Source organism: Streptomyces sp. CNQ329 (assembly GCF_000482585.1).
In genome coordinates, this window is the sequence record NZ_AXVU01000016.1 from 70604 (window position 1) to 88048 (window position 17445).

Here is a 17445-nt window from a genome sequence, read left to right on the forward strand (position 1 = left end):
CCGTGGGCGGCCGACGGGACTCGGCGGCACGGACGGACGCGGTAGGGCACCGCGCGGGCGTCCCGGCGGGCGGGTCGCGGTCCGGCCGCCGCCGCACCGCCCTGCTGCAGGCGGTCGTGTTCGCGGCCGGGAGTGCCCTGCCGGTGCTCGGGGTGGCCGCGCCCGCGGCGCAGGCCGCGGAGGGGTACCGGTACTGGTCCTTCTGGGAGCGGGACGGCGGCTCGTGGGTCTACGCCACCAAGGGCCCCGGGATCGAGCGGCCCGCGGACGGGGAGGTGCACGGCCTGCGTTTCGCGGTCAGCGAGGAGTCGGGCGACGGGGCGCGTCCCCGCGGGACCGCCGACTTCGACGCCATCTGCGGCGGCACCGACGCCGGCGACGGCGGCAAACGCGTCGCCCTCGTCCTCGACTTCGGCACCGCCGCGCACGCCCCCGACGGCCGGACGCCGCCCCCCGCCCGTACGGAATGCGCCGCGGTCCCCGAGGACGCCACCCTCGGCGACGCGCTCGCCGCCGTCGCGCAGCCGCTGCGCTACGACTCCAACGGGCTGCTCTGCGCCGTCGACGGCTACCCGCGCAGCGGCTGCGCGGAACCGGCGTCCGACGAGGGCGCCGGCGAGGCGCGCGACAAGGCCAGCACCTCCGCCTCCGCCGGCGAGGCCGCCGGCGACGGTGACTCCGGCCCGTCCACCGGCGCCGTCGGCGGCGTCGTCATGGTCGCGGTCCTCGCCGGCCTCACGGTCTGGCAGTTGCGCCGCCGCCGCACATGACCCGCGAGGCTCCCCACCGTCCCGGCTCGCCCCGCGTCGCCGACGGCCGGGGTGCGCCCGCACCCGCGCGGCCGGTGCGCGGGGCGGGCGTTCTGCGCCCGCCCCGCGCCGACCGGGCCAACGCCCTGCACGCCGGCGCCTGGTGGCTGTGGGCCCTCGGTCTCGCCACCGCCGCCTCCCGTACCACGAACCCGCTCCTGCTGGCCCTCCTCGTCGCCGTCGCCGGATACGTCGTCGCCGCCCGGCGCTCCGACGCGCCGTGGGCCCGCTCCTACGCGCTCTTCCTCAAGCTCGGCCTCTTCGTCATCGCCGTCCGGCTCCTCTTCGCCACCTTCCTCGGCTCGCCCATCCCCGGCACCCGTGTTCTGTTCACCCTCCCCGAAGTCCCCCTCCCCGACTGGGCACAGGGCGTCCGCCTGGGCGGCCGGGTGACCGCAGAGCAACTGACCTTCGCCTTCTACGACGGCATGAAGCTCGCCGCCCTCCTCATCTGCGTCGGCGCCGCCAACGCCCTCGCCAACCCCGCCCGCCTGCTGAAGTCCCTGCCCGCCGCGCTGTACGAACTCGGCGTCGCCGTCGTCGTCGCGATGACGTTCGCCCCGCACTTCGTCGCCGACGTCGTACGGCTGCGCCGGGCCCGCCGGCTGCGCGGTCGCGACGACCGCGGGCCGCGGGCGCTCCTCCAGGTCGGGCTGCCGGTGCTGGAGGGCGCGCTGGAGCGTTCGGTGGCGCTGGCCGCCGCGATGGACGCGCGCGGCTACGGCCGTACGGCGGAACTCCCGCGCGCCGTCCGGCTCACCACCACCGCCCTCACCCTCGGCGGCCTCCTCGGCGTCTGCGCCGGCACGTACGGGCTGCTGGCTTCCTCGGGCGCCGGTTACGGCATGCCCGTGCTCGCGCTCGGCACCGCCGCCGCGGCCGGCGGGCTGTGGCTCGGCGGGCGCCGCGCGGTGCGCAGCCGCTACCGGCCCGACCGCTTCGGCCCGCGCGCCTGGCTGGTCGCCGCCTCCGGCGCGGCCGTCGGCGGTCTGATGATCTACGCCACCTCGTACGCGCCCGCGTCATTGCACCCCACCGTCGTACCGCTGACCTGGCCCGAACTGCCGCTGTGGCCGGCCGCGGGCTGCCTGCTCGGCCTGCTGCCGGCGCTCGTCGCGCCCGTACCGCCCCGGGCGCAGGCACCGCAAAGCCCACGGCACCCGCAGCCGTCGAAGGAACCACCGGCCCCGCGAACCACCGAGGAGACCGCCCCGTGATCCGTTTCGAGGAGGTGTCCGTCGTCTACGACGGCGCCGCGAAGCCCGCGATCCGGGGGGTGGACCTGACCGTCCCCGAGGGCGAACTCGCGCTGCTCGTCGGCCCGTCGGGAGTCGGCAAGTCGACACTGCTGAACGCCGTCTGCGGGCTCGTGCCGCACTTCACCGGCGGCACCCTGCACGGCCGCGTCACCGTCGACGGCCGCGACACCCGTACGCACCCGCCACGCGAACTGGCGGACATCGTCGGCACGGTGGGCCAGGACCCGCTGGCACACTTCGTCACCGACACCGTCGAGGACGAACTCGCCTACGGCATGGAGTCGCTGGGCCTGCCGCGCGACACGATGCGGCGCCGGGTGGAGGAGACGCTCGATCTGCTGGGCCTGGCAGAGCTGCGCGACCGGCCGATCGCCTCGCTCTCCGGGGGCCAGCAGCAGCGGGTGGCGATCGGCTCGGTGCTGACGCCGCACCCGCGGGTGCTGGTCCTGGACGAGCCGACGTCGGCCCTGGATCCGGCGGCGGCGGAGGAGGTGCTGGCGGTGCTGCAACGACTGGTGCACGACCTGGGGACGACGGTGCTGCTGGCGGAGCACCGGCTGGAGCGGGTGGTGCAGTACGCGGACCAGGTCATCGTCCTGCCGTCCCCGGGCGAGGCCCCCGCGGCGGGGGCGCCGGCGGAGATGATGGCGGTCTCGCCGGTACGCCCGCCGGTGGTCGCGCTCGGCCGGCTGGCGGGCTGGACGCCGTTGCCGCTGACGGTACGGGACGCGCGCCGGCGCGCGGCGCCGCTGCGGGAGCGGCTGGCCGGCGTGACGCCGCGCGGCGGCACGGACGGCGGTGCGCTCAGCCCTCTCGCCTCTGTCACCGGGCCGGCCGCCGTCGCCGAGCGGCTCACCGTGCGCCGCGGGCGGGCCGAAGTGCTGCGCGGGGTGTCGCTGTCCGTCGCGGCGGGCGAAACGGTCGCCGTCATGGGCCGCAACGGGGCCGGCAAGTCCACGCTGCTGGCCGGCTTCGCCGGCATGCACCGGCCGGCCGCCGGCGCCGTTCGGGTGGGGGACCTCGTCCCGCACCGCACCCGCCCCGCCGAACTCCTGCGGCACGCCGGGCTCGTACCGCAGGATCCGCGGGATCTGCTGTACGCGGACACCGTCGCCGCGGAGTGCGCCGCCGCCGACGGCGACGCGCGGGCCGCGCCCGGCACCTGCCGTGCCCTGGTCGCCGAGCTGCTGCCCGGGGTACCGGACGACGCCCACCCCCGTGACCTGTCGGAGGGCCAGCGGCTCGCCCTCGCGCTGGCCCTGATCCTCACCGCCCGTCCCCGGCTGCTGCTGCTCGACGAGCCGACCCGCGGCCTGGACTACGCCGCGAAGGCCCGGCTCGTCGGCGTGCTGCGCGAGCTGGCCGCGGCGGGCCACGCCATCGTGCTGGCGACCCACGACGTGGAGCTGGCCGCCGAACTGGCGCACCGGGTGGTGATCCTCGCGGACGGCGAGGTGGTCGCCGACGGGCCGACGGCCGAGGTCGTCGTCGCCTCGCCGTCGTTCGCCCCGCAGGTGGCGAAGATCCTCAGCCCCGCCGGCGGCGATACGGCGACGGGAACGACGTGGCTGACGGTCACCCAGGTCCGCCGCGCCCTGGAGGCGGCTGCATGACCGCGCAGGAGCCCGGAGCCGCACCCGCGGCCCGCACGGCGCGCCTGCGCGTCGTCCGTCTCGGCCCCGTCTCCGCCGCCGCCCTGCTCCTCGTCTCCGCCGTCGGCGTCGCCGCCTTCGGCTGGCCGCTGCTCGCCGGCCCGGGCTCCGGTCTGGCCCACTCCGGCGACGCCCCCTGGCTCTTCGCCGCCCTCCTGCCCCTCCTCGTCGCCGTCGTCGGCGCGACGATCGCCGATTCCGGGCTCGACGCCAAGGCCGTCGCCCTGCTCGGCGTGCTCGCCGCCGTGGGAGCCGCGCTGCGGCCCCTCGGCGCCGGGACGGCGGGGATCGAACCGATGTTCTTCCTCATGGTGCTCTCCGGCCGCGTGCTGGGGCCGGGCTTCGGGTTCGTGCTCGGGGCCGTGACGATGTTCGCCTCCGCCCTGCTCACGGGCGGGGTGGGGCCCTGGATGCCGTTTCAGATGCTGGCCATGGGCTGGGTGGCCATGGGCGCCGGGCTGCTGCCGGGGGCGGAGCGGCTGCGGGGGCGGCGGGAGTTGTGGCTGCTTGCCTCGTATGGCGTAATCGCCTCGGTTCTTTACGGGACGATCATGAATCTCCAGGGGTGGCCGTATCTGAGCGGGATGTCGACGGGCGTGTCGTTCGTCGCGGGCGATCCGCTGCCGGAGAACCTCGCGCGCTTCGTCGCCTACTGCCTCGCCACATCGCTGGGTTGGGACCTGCCGCGCGCGGCGGTGACGGCGGTGTGCACGCTCACCCTGGGCAGGGCCGTGCTGGCGGCGCTGCGCCGCGCCACGCGAAAGGCCGCATTTGGAGCACCCGTGACATTCGAGGCATGAAACCCCTGAATGGGCGGACATCTCATAGGTGAGATAACGTCCAAGTCATGGCAGACGACTACCTCGTGCGTATCGGAAGACTCATCCGTGACGCCCGGCAGCACCGGGGATGGTCGCAGAGTCAGCTCGCCGCCGCGCTGGGCAGCAGCCAGAGCGCCGTCAACCGCATCGAGCGCGGCCACCAGAACATCAGCCTGGAGATGATCGCGCGCATCGGTGAGGCACTGGACAGCGAGATCGTCGCCCTGGGTACCGCGGGCCCGATGCACCTGCGGGTCAGCGGAGGGCGCCGGCTCCACGGCGCGATCGACGTGAAGACCAGCAAGAACGCCTGCGTCGCCCTCCTGTGCGCCACCCTGCTGAACTCCGGGCGCACGGTGCTGCGCCGGGTGGCGCGGATCGAGGAGGTCTTCCGCATCCTGGAGGTGCTGGGCAGCATCGGGGTGCAGACCCGCTGGCTCAACGACGCGGGCGACCTGGAGGTCGTACCTCCGGCCGAGCTGGACCTCGACTCCATGGACCACGAGGCGGCGCGCCGCACCCGCAGCGTCATCATGTTCCTCGGCCCGCTGCTGCACCGCGCGGAGCGGTTCAAACTCCCCTATGCGGGCGGCTGCGACCTCGGTACCAGGACCGTGCAGCCGCACATGACCGTGCTGCGCCGCTTCGGGCTGGACGTGACGGCGACCGAGGGCGTCTACCACTGCGAGGTGGTCCCGGACGTCGCGCCCGACCGGGCCATCGTGCTGACCGAGCGCGGCGACACCGTGACCGAGAACGCGCTGCTGGCCGCCGCCCGGCACGACGGCGTGACCCTGATCCGCAACGCCAGCTCCAACTACATGGTCCAGGACCTGTGCTTCTTCCTGGAGCATCTGGGCGTGCGCGTGGACGGTGTGGGCACCACCACGCTGCGCGTGCACGGCGTGCCGGAGATCGACCGGGACGTCGACTACTCCCCGTCGGAGGACCCGGTGGAGGCGATGAGCCTGCTGGCGGCGGCGGTCGTCACGTCGTCGGAGCTGACGGTGCGCCGGGCGCCGGTGGAGTTTCTGGAGATCGAGCTGTCGGTGCTGGAGGAGATGGGCCTCGACCTCGAACGCTCCCCGGAGTACGCCGCCGACAACGGCCGTACGCGACTGGTGGATCTGACCGTGGGCCCGTCGAAGCTGCAGGCGCCGACCGACAAGATCCACCCGATGCCGTTCCCCGGCGTCAACATCGACAACGTCCCGTTCTTCGCGGCCATCGCCGCCTCCGCCCAGGGCTCGACGCTCATCCACGACTGGGTCTACGACAACCGCGCCATCTACCTCACGGAGCTGACCCGCCTGGGCGCGGGCGTCAAACTCCTCGACCCGCACCGCGTCCTGATCGAGGGCCCCACGCGCTGGCGCGAGACGGAGATGATGTGCCCGCCGGCGCTGCGCCCGGCGGTGGTGGTACTGCTGGGCATGATGGCGGCGGAGGGCACGTCGGTGCTCCGCAACGTCTATGTCATCAACCGGGGTTACGAATCGCTCGCCGACCGCCTCAACTCGGTGGGCGCCCGCATCAAGACGTTCCGCGACATCTGAGGCGGCGGGGCTCGTCGCGGCACGGGATCTCGGCGGCCGGCTCACCGCCGTCCGGCGAGGGCGAACTCGCCCGGGGTGATGCCGTAGGTGCGGACGAACCAGCGGTGCAGGTGGCTCTGGTCCGCGAAGCCCGCCGCCGCCGCGGCTTCGGCGCCGCTCTCCCCCGCCGTCAGCCGGCGGCGGGCCTCGCGCAGGCGCAGGAGGCGCTGGAGGTCGCTGGGCGACATGCCGTACTCCGCCTGGAAGGCCCGGTACAGCGCGTAGCGGCTGCAGCCCGCCGCCGCGGCCAGCTCCGCCGCGGGGATCTCCTCGGCGAACCGCTCCTGAAGCACCGCCCGCGCCCGGCGGGCGGCGCCCGCCCGCGAGCCGCCGGGGCGCAGCGTGCGCTCGGGCGGCGGGGCCGTCGAGGCGCGGCGGACCATCGCCGTCACGGCCGCGGTCAGCCGCTCGTCGCGTACCAGCGGGCCCGCGCCCTCCGTGAGCGCCGTGTGCAGCCGCAGCAGGGCGCGCCACAGCGGCGGGTCCCGGTGCACGGGGTCGGCGAAGAGCGGGAGGGCGACCCGGGTGCCGGCGCCCGCGGCGACGTCCGCGAGGACGTCGCGTACGACATCGGGGCCGATGTGCACCATCCGGTACGTGAACCCCAGCTCCGTCGCCGCCTCGCCGTCGTGGGGGTCGTCGGGGTTGAACGTCATGACGAGGCCCGCGGCCGACGTGTGCGAGCCGCCGCGGCAGACGAAGCGCTGGGCGCCGGTCTCGGTGAGGCCGAAAGAGTACGCGTCGTGGCTGTGGCGGTGGAAGACGTGCTCCTCGAAGTGGGCACGCATGGCCTCGACCGGCCGCTGCGCGTCCCGCCAGTACGAGACCCAGTCGCTCACGTCCTCCATGGTGCCGCACCGGCGTGGCCTTCCCGGCGCACGAGCGTTCAAGACGTCCGCCGTCCCGCCGCGGCAGGCTTCCGGCATGCGCTTCGAGACCAAGATCGCCGTGGTCGTACGGCACGACCTGGCCGCCTGGCAGCGGCTGAACGTCACCGCCTTCCTGAGCAGCGGCGTCGCCCATGCCGCCGACGACATCATGGGCAAGCCGTACGAGGACGCCTCCGGCAACTCCTATCTGCCGATGTTCCGCGAGCCCGTCCTCGTCTTCGCCGCCGACGCCGCGGGCCTGACCCGTACCCACACCCGGGCCCTGTCCCGCGGCCTGGCCACCGCCGTCTACACCGACGAGTTGTTCGCCACCGGCAACGACGACGACAACCGCGCCGCCGTCCGCGACGTCGCCGCCGGCGACCTGTCCCTGGCCGGGCTGGCGGTCTACGGGCCGAGGAACGCCGTCGACCGCACGGTCAAGGGCCTGTCCCTGCACACCTGAGCGACGCGCCCCGCCCGGGTCCTCCGGCGAGGCGGCCGGATTCGCCCGGGAGGCGCCGGGCGGCGGCGGGCTCAGATGCGGATCACGATCTTGCCCTGCGTGTGGCCGCGCTCGGCGTACGCGTGCGCTTCCGCGGTCTCGTCCAGCGAGTAGGTCCGCTCGATGCGCGGCGAGTAGCGGCCCTGCCGGCCGAGTTCGGCCGCCTCGGCGAGGAGCGCGGGGTCGTTCTGCGCATTGGCCGTATGCACGCCCAGGCGCTGCGCGTTGGTGTGGTCGGCGACCGTCGCCACGCGGGCGGGGTCACCCACGATCACGAGGAGATCGGGCAGGGACCCGGAAGCGGCGGTGTCGAGCGCGGCGTCGACTCCCTGCGGCGCCAGGGTGGCGACACGCTCGGCAAGGCCGGGGCCGTAGGCGGTGGGAACGGCTCCGAGGGAGCTGAGGAACGTGTGGTTGCGCTCGCTCGCCGTCCCGAGGACGGTCGCACCCCGGGCTGCCGCGATCTCGACCGCGGCACTGCCCACGCCTCCGGCGGCGCCCTCGACGAGCAGGGTGTGTCCCCGCAGGGGGCCGAGGGCGTTCAGCCCGGCCAGCGCGGTCACGGACGCCAGGCCGGCGCCGGCGGCCTGCTCGTCGGTCCAGGTGCCGGGGGCGGGGGCCCAGGCCGAGAGCACGGCCAGCTCCGCCGTCGCGCCGGTGACGCCGCCCAGCCCGAAGACCCGGTCGCCGACGCTCACCCCCCGCACGCCCGGACCGGTCTCGTCGACCACGCCGGCGGCGTCACGACCGGGGATCGCGGGCAGGTCCACCGGGATCACCTCGCGCACCGCGCCGGAGCGCACCTTCCAGTCGACGGGATTGACGCCGGCCGCCGCCACCCGGATGCGGATCTCGCCGGGCCCGGGATGCGGGTCGGGCACCTCCTCGACGACGAGGGTCTCCACACCGCCGTACTCGTGATAGCGGACTGCGCGCATGACGTTCTGCCTTTCCGGGCGGCCGGAGCCGGCCGCGCGTGGGTTTTGCGGGAGAATGTCCGGCGGGTGCCGGAGCCACCACGCTAGAACCTCACGCCGGCGTCAGGTGCAATCCCGGGGTGCGTGGCGCCCCGGTCCCCGCGTCCGGCCGATCGGCGAGCTGCCGGTACGCCGCTCCGGGAGAGCGCCACGCCACGGCGGCGGGCCGGGCAAGCCGGATGGGGCGACCGTGCGGCGCTTACGCCGGCGCCGGAGAAGACGGCGCGTACGGCGTTCCCGCGGTGGACGCCCCCTGTCGGCTGAGAGGTGACCTGCGCCCAGCGCGGTGAAGATCAACGCCCTGACCGTCCCCGCCGAGCAGCGGGAGGAGCTGGAGAAGCGCTTCGCCGCCCGCGCCGGGCTGGTGGAAAGCGCGGACGGCTTCGAGTGGTTCGAGCTGCTGCGCCCGCAACAGGTGCGTTGATGTCCCCCTATGCCCCACCGGCCGATGCGGCAGGATGGTGCCATGAGCGTAGTCAAGATCAACGTGCTGAACGTCCCTGCTGAGCAGCGGGAAACCCTGGAGAAGCGGTTCGCGGCCCGCGCGGGCCTTGTCGAGAGCGCCGACGGCTTCGAGTGGTTCGAACTGCTGCGCCCTGTGGAAGGGACTGACAACTACCTCGTGTACACCCGCTGGCGCAGCGAGGAGGACTTCCGCGCCTGGATGGAGGGTTCGATGAAGTCAGCCCATCAGGGCGGCGGCGAGGGTGGCGAGCAGCGACGGCCTGCGGCCACGGGTTCCGAGGTGTGGTCCTTCGAGGTGATCCAGCACGCAGCGCCCGCAACGCCGCCCGTGCCCACCGAGCCCCCTGACTGACCCGATCCGGTCAGGATCAGCCCGACTCATGCAGGCGCCACGCTCATCCGGGGACCGGCGCGCAGTGCGACGAGCGACCGCTACCACCAGCAGTACCCCGCGAGGGGTTGACATATCGAGTGATTCTGCCGATGCGCTCGGACAGGTCGGGCTCGTAGTGGACGTGTACAGGGTCCCACCGCGGCTGCTGACGAACTCGCGGGCGTCGCGTTCCCGCTCCTCGGTCCTCTTGATATCGCGTCCGGTCAGCGGGCCGCGCCAACGTACGCTCCCGTCTTGCTCCGCCGGCTCTTCCTCGTCCTCGGAGGTCTGGACGTTCGAGGTGATCCAGCAGGCCGGCGGCCCGAAGGGCGCGGAGGCGCGAGGGCCGGCGAACTGACGGACGCCGCCGGCGGATCGCCGGTGGCGCGGGGCGCTTCCCCGCCGGCGCCGGAAGGCCCGCGGCCCCTCGCCGAGGACGGACGACGGGGCGGGCCCCGGCCGTTCCTGCCCCCGGCCCCGGCAGGGGCGGCTCGCCCGGTCGGTCGATCCGGGGTCGCCCGGGTCCCGGTCCGTCGGACCGGGACCCGGGGAGATGACTGCCGCGGGCGCCCCAGGTGTCGGGGTGGCCCGGTAGGGCGCAGGGGCCCGCGGCAGAGCTTTCACAGCTTCAGCAGCCGCTCCGCGAGATCGCGGGAGTCGCGGAGCGCGAGGCGCAGGCGCTCGGTCTCCGCGTTCGCGGCACCCTCGGTGGTACGGGCGTGGCGGCTCAGGTCGCGGTAGGCGTCCCGGCGCTCCGCGAGGAGCGCGGCGATCCGCTCGCCGAGGTCTCCGAGAACGAGGCAGGCGTCGTCGACGGCGCCCGGCGGGTCGTCGAGGAAGCGGCCCGTGGCCCGGTGCAGCCGGTCCCCCAACTCGTCCCGTTCGGACGGCTCCATGAGCGGCCGGTCCGTCCCGCGGCCGTCGTCGTCCGCGGTCGGGGGCAGCGAGCCGGACTCGGGGGACGCCGGTGCCGCAGGGGTTCCGGGGGCGGGGGCCACGGGGTCCGCGACCGCCACCGGGTCGGCGGCCACCGTGCCGGCGGTCGCCGCGGGGCCGGTCGCCGCGGGGCCGTCGTGCGGCGGCTCTTCCTTCGCCGGGGCCGGTGCGAGGGCGGCGGTGCTCCCGGTGCGCGCCGTCCGTCCGCCGGCCTCCGCCGCCGCGCCGCGCTCGTCCGGCGCGTGCGTCCCGGCGCTGCTTTCCGCTCCGGCGCTTGGCCGCGCCGCCGCCTCGGTGTCCTCCGCCTCCCGGAACCCGGGGTCGCCGGCGGCCCGGCCCACGGTCCTGTCGCGTTCCCTCGCGCCCGTCACGACGCACTCCCGCCCCGGCCGTCGCGGCGGCGCGCCGCCCACGGCACGTGGACGCGGTCGGCCAGCCGCGGCCCGCCGCCGCCCTCGCGAGTGGCGGGCGCCGCTTTCGCGGTCTCGGTGGACCCGTGCGCCGGGGGTGCCTTCGGGAGCACGGCGGAGCCGCCGGACCTCCCGGCCAGCTCGGTGTACAGCTCCCGGGTGCGCAGCAGCGCCGTGCGGGCCTCCTCGGTGGGCGGCTCCGCGCCCGCCCGTCCGGATCCGCTCCGGGCCAGCCGGTGCAGCCGCCGGTAGTCACCGACGCGCCGCGGGTGGTGGACGGAGAGGGCGGCCACCCGCTCGTCGTACTCCTCGGCGGGGTAGCCGCAGTCCCCGGCGAGCCGGGCCATGAGCAGGTCGGCCTCGGCGGTGGCGCGGGCGGGCGAGTCGACGAAGTGCTCCTGGACCAGGCTCCACTCGGCGTCGTAGCGCTCGCGGGCCGCGGGGTCGAGGTGCGCCGTGCGCAGTTTGCCGTACTTGCGGACGCGCTCCTTCAGTTCCTTCTCGGCGGCCTTGCGGTCGCCGTCGTGGCGCTCGACCGTCCGGTCGTACTCCGGCCCGAAGCGCCGCCGCAGCCCTCCCGGCCCGCCGGGCAGGCCGAGGCCACGGAAGCCTCCGCCGCTGCGGATGAGTACCAGGGCCGCTGCTGCGGCGGCGGCCACGACCACGATGATGATCAGCCACACAGTCATACAGGGCGGTTAGCCCGTTTCGCCCCTCGCAAACACGGCCGTACGGCACCGGGCCGGCCGCGCACGCGACGGCGGGCGGGCCCCGGAGCCCGGAGGGCGACGTCCGAACAGCGGTGCGCGGCGCGGGGGTTCCGCGCCGCGCCCGCGTGCCGCCGGCCCGCCGGGGGACCGCCGGCCGTCAGGCCGTCAGGCCGGGCCGCCGGGCCGTTCGTCAGGCCGTCAGCAGCCGGAGAGGACGGACTGCAGCGCCGACTTCTCGGCGTCGTCGGCGGTCAGGCCGTACGTGTGCTTGACCCACACCCACATGCTCGCGTAGGTGCAGTGGTAGCCGGTCGACGGCGGCATCCACTCCGCCGGGTCCTTGTCGCCCTTGGACTGGTTGACGTTGTCGGTCACCGCGAGCAGTTGCGCGATGTCGAGGTCGTTGGCGAACCGCTCGCGCTCGGCGGTGCTCCACGCGCTGGCGCCGGAGCGCCAGGCTTCGGCGAGCGGCACCATGTGGTCGATGTCGACGTCGGAGGCGGCGGTCCAGGTCTCGCCGTCGTACGGGGAGTACCACGAACCGCTGACCGCGGCGCAACTGGAGTCCTGCTCGACGTTGTCGCCGTCCCGTGCGAGGACGACCTCGCGGGTGTTGCAGGCCCCGGACTGGGTGCTCCAGTGCGGGAAGAGGTCGCGGTCGTAGCCGTCGGAGGAGCCCTCGGGCGCGGTGGTGATCTCGCCGAGGTAGCCGAGGGCGGTGCCGGGGCCGGGCGGGGCGGGCGGGTCGGCCTGGGCGCTGGGTGCCGCGGTCAGCAGCAGGGCCGCCACCGCGAGGGGCGCGGCGAGGTGACGCGCGTAGACCCTGAGCCGCGACAGCGGCGGCCGAGAAATACCGGACATACGAACTCCCGGGATCTATGGGGGGTGTCGTGCATGTGCACGTGATCACCGGCGCTGCGCAGTGTCGTTTCTGCAGTCGCCAGGCACTCCACCTTGAGGACATGACCATGTCATCCGCAAGACCACGGAGCGGGTTTACTCGCGCCACATCCCCGGCGCCCCCGCCCCCGGACCGGGCTACGCCCGGCCGGTGTTGCCCGTCAACGTCACCCTCGCGGCCGTGTTCACCGCCGTGTGGGCGACCACCGTCACGGTCGCCGCTGCGGCCCGGCCCGCCGAGGGACAGGCACACCGGCCGAGCGGAAGAAGCGGCACCGGCGGCAGGGGCCGAGGGGGCGGGAAGAGCCGCGGAACCCTCGGGGGCTCACCACACGCGCACGCCCTCGTCACCGCCGGGCTGCGCGCCGCCGTCCAACTCGCCGCCGTCTCCCCCGTCATCGGCTGCGTCGTCCGCGCCGTGCCCCTGCTCCTCACCTCCGTGGCGCTGATGTCCGCCGTCGCCACCCGGACCGCGGGCCGCCGCATCACGCACAACCGCCCCTGGCGCTGGGCCGCCGTCCCCATCGCCGCGGCCGTGACCCCGGTCATCGCCGCACTGCTGCTCACCGGCCTGGTCCCGGTCGACGGCATCGCCCTCATCCCGGTCAGCGGCATCCTCATCGGCGGCGCGCTGACCGGCACCGTACTCGCCGGACGCCGCGCCCTCGACGAACTGACCGCCCGGCACGGCGAGGTGGAGGCGGCCCCCGCGCTCGGCTTCCCGGACCGCGAGGCCCGGCTGGAGACAGCCCGCCCGGCCGCCTCCGATGCCCTGATCCCGGCCTCGACCAGACCCGCACCGTGGGCCTGGTCACACTTCCCGGCGCCTACGTCGGGATGCTGCTGGGCGGCACCTCGCCGGTCGAGGCCGGTGCGGTGCAGCTCTTCGTGCTGATCGCGCTCCTGGCGGTGCAGACCGTGGCGGTCGCGGTGGTGCGGGAGCCGGTCGCCCGCGGCCGGATGCGTCGCCTACACTCGGGGGCGTCTGAAGGGGAGTAGCCCTCAGCCGGTGTCGTCGACATACTGCCCAGCCCGCTGGGCCGGCGCCCGGAGCGCGGAATCCGCGCGGCCCGGACGGGCCGCGGACCCCGCGCCGGCGAGACCTTCGGCCGCAGTGTCCAGTGACGCTGCCGTGCCGAGGTCTGCCCACCGCATACGCTCTCGGTACGGCGCCCGACCGAGAGTAGGAACCTTGCTCAGCCTCAGCACCGTCGTGATCGTCTTCGGCGTCGTCTTCCTCGCCGAACTCCCCGACAAGACCGCGCTCGCGGGCCTCATGCTCGGCACCCGCTACCGCGCGTCCTACGTCTTCGCCGGCGTCGCCGCCGCCTTCGTCGTCCACGTCAGCCTCGCCATCGCCGCCGGCAGCCTCCTCGCGCAACTCCCGCAGCGGCCGGTGCAGGCGATCGTCGGCGCGCTGTTCCTCGCGGGCGCGCTGATCCTGCTGCTGAAGAAGGACGACGAAGAGGAGGAGGTCAAGGCCCCCTCCGACCAGAGCTTCCTGAAGGTCGCGGGGGCCGGCTTCATGCTGATCCTGGTCGCCGAGTTCGGCGACCTGACGCAGATCATGACCGCGAACCTGGCCGCGCGCTACGACGACTGGCTGTCGGTCGGCATCGGCGCGGTCCTGGCGCTGTGGGCGGTGGCCGCGATCGGGATCCTGGGCGGGCGGACGCTGATGCGGTACGTGCCGCTGAAGCTGATCACGAAGGTGGCGGCGGGGGTGATGCTGGTGCTGGCGGGCTTCAGCATCTACGAGGCGATCAGCGGCTGAACCCCACCGCCGGGCCGCCCCCACGGCTCCCCGGAACCGCCCCGGCTACGCCGGCGCCAACTGCAGCGCGCCGCCGCCCAGTGGCCGGATCCGTATCCCCGCCAGCGACTCCACGTGCACGTCCGGTCCCTCCGCCGCCGCCCGCGGCCCGACGCCCACGACCCGCATCCCGGCCGCCCGCGCCGCCGCGATACCCGCCGCCGCGTCCTCGAAGACGATGCAGTCGGCGGGCGCGAATCCCAGGTCGGCGGCGCCCTTGAGGAACCCCTCCGGGTCCGGCTTGCTGGCGCTCACGCACTCGGCGGTGATGGAGATCGCCGGTACCGGCAGCCCGGCGGCGGCCATCCGGGCCCGCGACAGCGCGCGGTCGGCGGAGGTGACGAGCGCGTGCGGCAGCCCGGCCAGGGCCGCCATGAACTCCGGCGCGCCGGGCACGGGCACGATGCCCCCGGTGTCGGCGGTCTCCCAGGCGAGCATGCGCGCGTTGTCCGCGAGGTTCTGCTCGACGGGCCGCTCGGGGAAGAGGTGCGCGAGGGTGGCGTGCGCCTGCCGCCCGTGGACGTGGGGCAGGATCTCCTCGGGGTCCTTGCCGTTCTCGGTGGCCCAGCGGCGCCAGACGCGCTCGACGACGGCGTCGGAGTTGAGGAGCGTGCCGTCCATGTCGAGGAGCAGCGCCTTGAAGGCGCCTATGTCCGTGGGCCTGCCCATGCGTAACCCCCAGGGTGGTGGAGAACAGTGTTTGTTCCCTCACGATACAAAATACGTCACCCCCACGCCAGACACCGCTCCCTTAACCGGCGGGCGAAGACCTGCGGCGCGGACCGCACACCGCGTGACGTGTACGGACCACACCCGCACGACCCGGACGGACCTCCCGCCCCCCATCGCCGGGCCGCCGGATCGGTGCGGCCCGGTCAGTCCAGCGGGGTGAGCAGGACCACCGGGATCTCGCGGCCGGCCTTCTGCGCGTACTCCTCGTAGAGCGGGAAGATGCCCACCATCTGCGCCCAGAGGGGCGCCCGTTCGGCCGCGGACGCGACCCGGGCGCGTGCGGTGAACCGCCGGGTGCCCCTCTGCACCCCGACCTCGGGCTCCGCCGTGAGGTTCAGGAACCACGCCGGATCCTCGTCGGCGCCCCCCTTGGAGGCGACGACCACGTAGTCGTCGCCCGCCGTGCCGTAGATCAGGGCGGTGCGGCGGGGCGTCCCGGTCCGCCGTCCGGTGGTGGCGAGCACGAGCGCGTACGTGCCGTCGCGCTCGTGCCCCTCGGTACCGCCGGAGGCGATATACGTGCGGGTGTGCTCGGCGACCCAGCCCCACTGCGAGTCGGTGGCGCGGTCGAGGTCTGCGGCGGTGGCCATGGCGGCTGTCCTTCCGGTACGGGGTCGGGGTGCGGTCCGTACGACCACACCCCCTGGGACGCGGCCGGCACGCCGATCTCGACATCCGCGCCGCGGCCTTCTTACTCACGACCGCGCCAGGCCCACCCTTCGGGGCTCTGCCGACCACTCGGCCGGCGGAGAGGTATCCCTCCGGAGGGGGCGACGGGAGGTGCGCCGGGACCCCACCCGGGCGGGCGCCTGTAGAACCCCGGTATGACCACATCGGACTCGACGGCCCGCCGTCCCGGGGCCAGGCCGTCCACGGCACGCGCCGCGGCCGGGGCCGTCTGCGCTCTCCTCGCCCTCGCCGCGCTGACAAGCTGCGGCTCCGACGCGGACGACGACAAGGGGGCGACGTCGGCGGCCTCCCCGCGCTCGTCCGAACCGTCCCCCGATGCGCCGACGCCGACCCCCACGAAGTCCTCGCCCCCGCCGTCGCCGACCCCCGTGAAGCCGTTGAAGCCGTCGACGCAGGCCGAGTTGGACGGGTGTACGGACGGAAGCTGCACGATCGTCGTGACGGAGGGCACCGAGATCCCGGCGGCGCCCGCCCACCGGGCGGGACCTTTCCAGGTGACCGGCGTCGGCGCCGAAGGCGTGGACCTGACGTCCGTCGACGCGACCGGGTTCACCTCCAGCCTGCTCGGCCAGCGCCCCGACCAGGGCGGCGCCTCCACCATCAACGAGCTGTCCATCGAGGTCGTCACCCTCACGGACGACACCGCCAAGCTGCGGCTCTTCCCGGCGGAGTAGGGGGCGGTACGGCGACTCGCGTCCGGCGGCGGGTCTGCTCGGGGCGGGCGTCCGCACGTACGGCATGCCGGCCGCGACCGCGGCGTGGCGGCGCGTGGCCGCCGGTGAAGCCCGCCGTTTCCGCCCCGGCCCGGCCCCCGTCCGTGCTCAGGGTTCCTTGGTGATCGCCTCCAGCGCACGCCGCGTCGCGGGGCCGTAGACCCCGCGGTCGTCGCCCTCGACGTCGTGGTCGCGCTGGAAGTCCCTGACGGCCCGGGTCGTGAAGTAGTCGAAATTTCCCTCGGTGTTGACCAGGAAGTCGAAGCCGGCCTCGATGAGCCGCTTCTGCATCTCGACGACCTCCGGGCCCGAGTCGCCCTGGCGCAGGGTGGGCGGCGGGTCGGGGGCGTCGGGGGTGTTGCCGGAGGTGGGGTCGCCGGGCCCGGAGGGGCCGGGGTCCGGGTCGGAGTCGGGCGGGGCCGCGGTGACCTGGCCGGCTTCGGTGTGCCCGGTGGGCGCCCCGTCCGGGTCGCCCGGGCCGGTGCCGCTCCCGTCGGAGGCGGTCGCGCTGGGCTCGGCCGTGTCCTCGCTTTCGGCGGAGTCGGTCGGTGCGCCGCTGCGGGAGTCGTCGGGGCCGGGCTTGGTACCGCCGGCGGTGGGCACGGCGGTGAGGGTGTCCGGCTTCGGCAGGGCGCGGTCGTCGTCCCCGTCGCCCGAGAACAGCCCGGTGCCCAGGAGCCCGACGCTGAGCGCGGCCACGACGCCGCCGACCGTCAGGGCGAGCGTCAGCCGGCGCCGCCGGCGGGCGGCGAGGCGGGCGCGGCGGCGGCGCGGGTCGTACGGGCCGCGGAGGTCGTCGGCGTCGTACGCGTCCCGCACCCCGCGGGCCGCGTCGGGGTCGTCGGCGAAGAGGCCGAGATCGGCGTCCGCGGGCCCCTCGGGCGCGGCGCCGACGGGGCCGTAGGGAAGGACGGCCGTGGCGTCGCCGGGCGGTGTCCCGGGAAACGGGCCGCCGGGGCCCGGCGTCCCCCCGGGTCCGGAAACGGGCGTACCGGCTGCACCCGGCCCCTCCCCCTGTCCGTCTGCCGTCGCGCCGGGCCCTCCCCGTCCGCCGGCACGCGGCGGCACCCCGCCGGGGCCCTCCGGCGTCGCGCCGCCCCCGCGGGGCGCAGGCGGCGCGCCCGTCCCGTCGCCCTCGTCGCCGTCCCGCCCCCCTGCCGGACCCGGCGCCTTCATGACGTACGGACGCACCAGCGGCCTCTCCCGCCTCCGCGCA

The 17445-nt window shown here is 75.2% G+C and carries 18 protein-coding genes and 1 pseudogene; 11 read left to right on the forward strand and 8 right to left on the reverse strand.

The genetic code is table 11. The features are described 5' to 3' along the window. Positions 1-2 precede the first annotated feature (2 nt). The 5 genes from I003_RS0113080 to I003_RS0113100 are packed head-to-tail and all read left to right on the forward strand — an operon-like array spanning position 3 to position 6097. Positions 3-770, forward strand: a complete 768-nt coding sequence (locus I003_RS0113080) for an SCO2322 family protein (protein WP_486584202.1) — start codon at positions 3-5, stop codon at positions 768-770. Further along, the gene (locus I003_RS0113085; protein WP_027771948.1) at positions 767-2026 is read left to right on the forward strand and encodes a CbiQ family ECF transporter T component; all 1260 of its coding nucleotides are present in this window, start codon (positions 767-769) and stop codon (positions 2024-2026) included. Before I003_RS0113080 ends, I003_RS0113085 begins: the two co-directional genes overlap by 4 nt. Further along, on the forward strand, positions 2023-3681 hold the full coding sequence (locus I003_RS0113090) for an ABC transporter ATP-binding protein (protein ID WP_027771949.1): 1659 nt from the start codon (positions 2023-2025) through the stop codon (positions 3679-3681). The genes I003_RS0113085 and I003_RS0113090 overlap by 4 nt, the downstream gene beginning before the upstream one ends. Further along, entirely contained in the window at positions 3678-4520 is an 843-nt protein-coding gene (locus tag I003_RS0113095) for an ECF transporter S component (RefSeq protein WP_051368223.1), read from the forward strand. The genes I003_RS0113090 and I003_RS0113095 overlap by 4 nt, the downstream gene beginning before the upstream one ends. A gap of 47 nt (positions 4521-4567) precedes the next feature. Further along, the gene (locus tag I003_RS0113100) at positions 4568-6097 is read left to right on the forward strand and encodes a UDP-N-acetylglucosamine 1-carboxyvinyltransferase (protein WP_027771951.1); all 1530 of its coding nucleotides are present in this window, start codon (positions 4568-4570) and stop codon (positions 6095-6097) included. Between the two features lie 41 nt (positions 6098-6138). Here I003_RS0113100 and I003_RS0113105 read toward each other — a convergent pair whose 3' ends face one another. Further along, positions 6139-6984 carry an AraC family ligand binding domain-containing protein gene (locus I003_RS0113105; RefSeq protein WP_027771952.1) on the reverse strand — a complete coding sequence of 282 codons (846 nt, stop codon included), beginning with the start codon at positions 6982-6984 and terminating at the stop codon, positions 6139-6141. A gap of 76 nt (positions 6985-7060) precedes the next feature. On the opposite strand from I003_RS0113105, the gene I003_RS0113110 reads away from it, so the two are divergent. Then, the gene (locus I003_RS0113110; protein ID WP_027771953.1) at positions 7061-7471 is read left to right on the forward strand and encodes a DUF2000 domain-containing protein; all 411 of its coding nucleotides are present in this window, start codon (positions 7061-7063) and stop codon (positions 7469-7471) included. Positions 7472-7542: 71 nt separating this feature from the next. Here I003_RS0113110 and I003_RS0113115 read toward each other — a convergent pair whose 3' ends face one another. After that, positions 7543-8448 carry an NADP-dependent oxidoreductase gene (locus tag I003_RS0113115; RefSeq protein ID WP_027771954.1) on the reverse strand — a complete coding sequence of 302 codons (906 nt, stop codon included), beginning with the start codon at positions 8446-8448 and terminating at the stop codon, positions 7543-7545. Positions 8449-8773: 325 nt separating this feature from the next. Here I003_RS0113115 and I003_RS32110 point away from each other — a divergent pair, with 325 nt between their 5' ends. Together I003_RS32110 and I003_RS0113125 are read left to right on the forward strand one after the other, a co-directional pair. After that, the gene (locus tag I003_RS32110) at positions 8774-8911 is read left to right on the forward strand and encodes an antibiotic biosynthesis monooxygenase family protein (protein ID WP_486584203.1); all 138 of its coding nucleotides are present in this window, start codon (positions 8774-8776) and stop codon (positions 8909-8911) included. Positions 8912-8953: 42 nt separating this feature from the next. Continuing rightward, entirely contained in the window at positions 8954-9304 is a 351-nt protein-coding gene (locus tag I003_RS0113125; RefSeq protein ID WP_027771955.1) for an antibiotic biosynthesis monooxygenase family protein, read from the forward strand. Positions 9305-9945: 641 nt separating this feature from the next. Here the strand turns inward: I003_RS0113125 and I003_RS0113130 are convergent. The 3 genes from I003_RS0113130 to I003_RS0113140 all read right to left on the reverse strand — a co-directional run bounded on the left by I003_RS0113130 (position 9946) and on the right by I003_RS0113140 (position 12242). Next, complete coding sequence (locus tag I003_RS0113130) at positions 9946-10632, reverse strand: hypothetical protein (protein WP_486584204.1); 687 nt, start codon at positions 10630-10632, stop codon at positions 9946-9948. Further along, positions 10629-11360 (reverse strand): hypothetical protein, encoded by a 732-nt coding sequence (locus I003_RS0113135; RefSeq protein ID WP_037720769.1) that lies wholly within the window; start codon positions 11358-11360, stop codon positions 10629-10631. Before I003_RS0113135 ends, I003_RS0113130 begins: the two co-directional genes overlap by 4 nt. 219 nt (positions 11361-11579) lie before the next feature. Next, entirely contained in the window at positions 11580-12242 is a 663-nt protein-coding gene (locus I003_RS0113140; RefSeq protein ID WP_037720771.1) for an HNH endonuclease family protein, read from the reverse strand. 148 nt (positions 12243-12390) lie between these two features. Between I003_RS0113140 and I003_RS32115 the strand changes: the two are divergent. Continuing rightward, positions 12391-13280: pseudogene (locus I003_RS32115) on the forward strand (ABC transporter permease). A 193-nt stretch (positions 13281-13473) separates the two neighbouring features. Beyond that, positions 13474-14055, forward strand: a complete 582-nt coding sequence (locus tag I003_RS0113155; RefSeq protein ID WP_027771959.1) for a TMEM165/GDT1 family protein — start codon at positions 13474-13476, stop codon at positions 14053-14055. A 45-nt stretch (positions 14056-14100) separates the two neighbouring features. Here I003_RS0113155 and I003_RS0113160 read toward each other — a convergent pair whose 3' ends face one another. Together I003_RS0113160 and I003_RS0113165 are read right to left on the reverse strand one after the other, a co-directional pair. After that, positions 14101-14763, reverse strand: coding sequence for an HAD-IA family hydrolase (locus tag I003_RS0113160; RefSeq protein ID WP_027771960.1), 663 nt, complete (start codon positions 14761-14763; stop codon positions 14101-14103). Positions 14764-14969: 206 nt separating this feature from the next. Next, positions 14970-15416 (reverse strand): nitroreductase family deazaflavin-dependent oxidoreductase, encoded by a 447-nt coding sequence (locus tag I003_RS0113165; protein WP_027771961.1) that lies wholly within the window; start codon positions 15414-15416, stop codon positions 14970-14972. Positions 15417-15650: 234 nt separating this feature from the next. Between I003_RS0113165 and I003_RS36030 the strand changes: the two genes are divergently transcribed. Continuing rightward, a complete protein-coding gene (locus tag I003_RS36030) occupies positions 15651-16190 on the forward strand; it encodes a hypothetical protein (protein ID WP_158688969.1) in 540 nt (179 codons plus the stop codon). Between the two features lie 147 nt (positions 16191-16337). Here the strand turns inward: I003_RS36030 and I003_RS0113180 are convergent, their stop codons facing one another. Continuing rightward, positions 16338-17420: a peptidoglycan-binding domain-containing protein gene (locus tag I003_RS0113180; protein ID WP_486584205.1), complete on the reverse strand. Its 1083-nt coding sequence runs from the start codon at positions 17418-17420 to the stop codon at positions 16338-16340. Positions 17421-17445 lie beyond the last annotated feature (25 nt).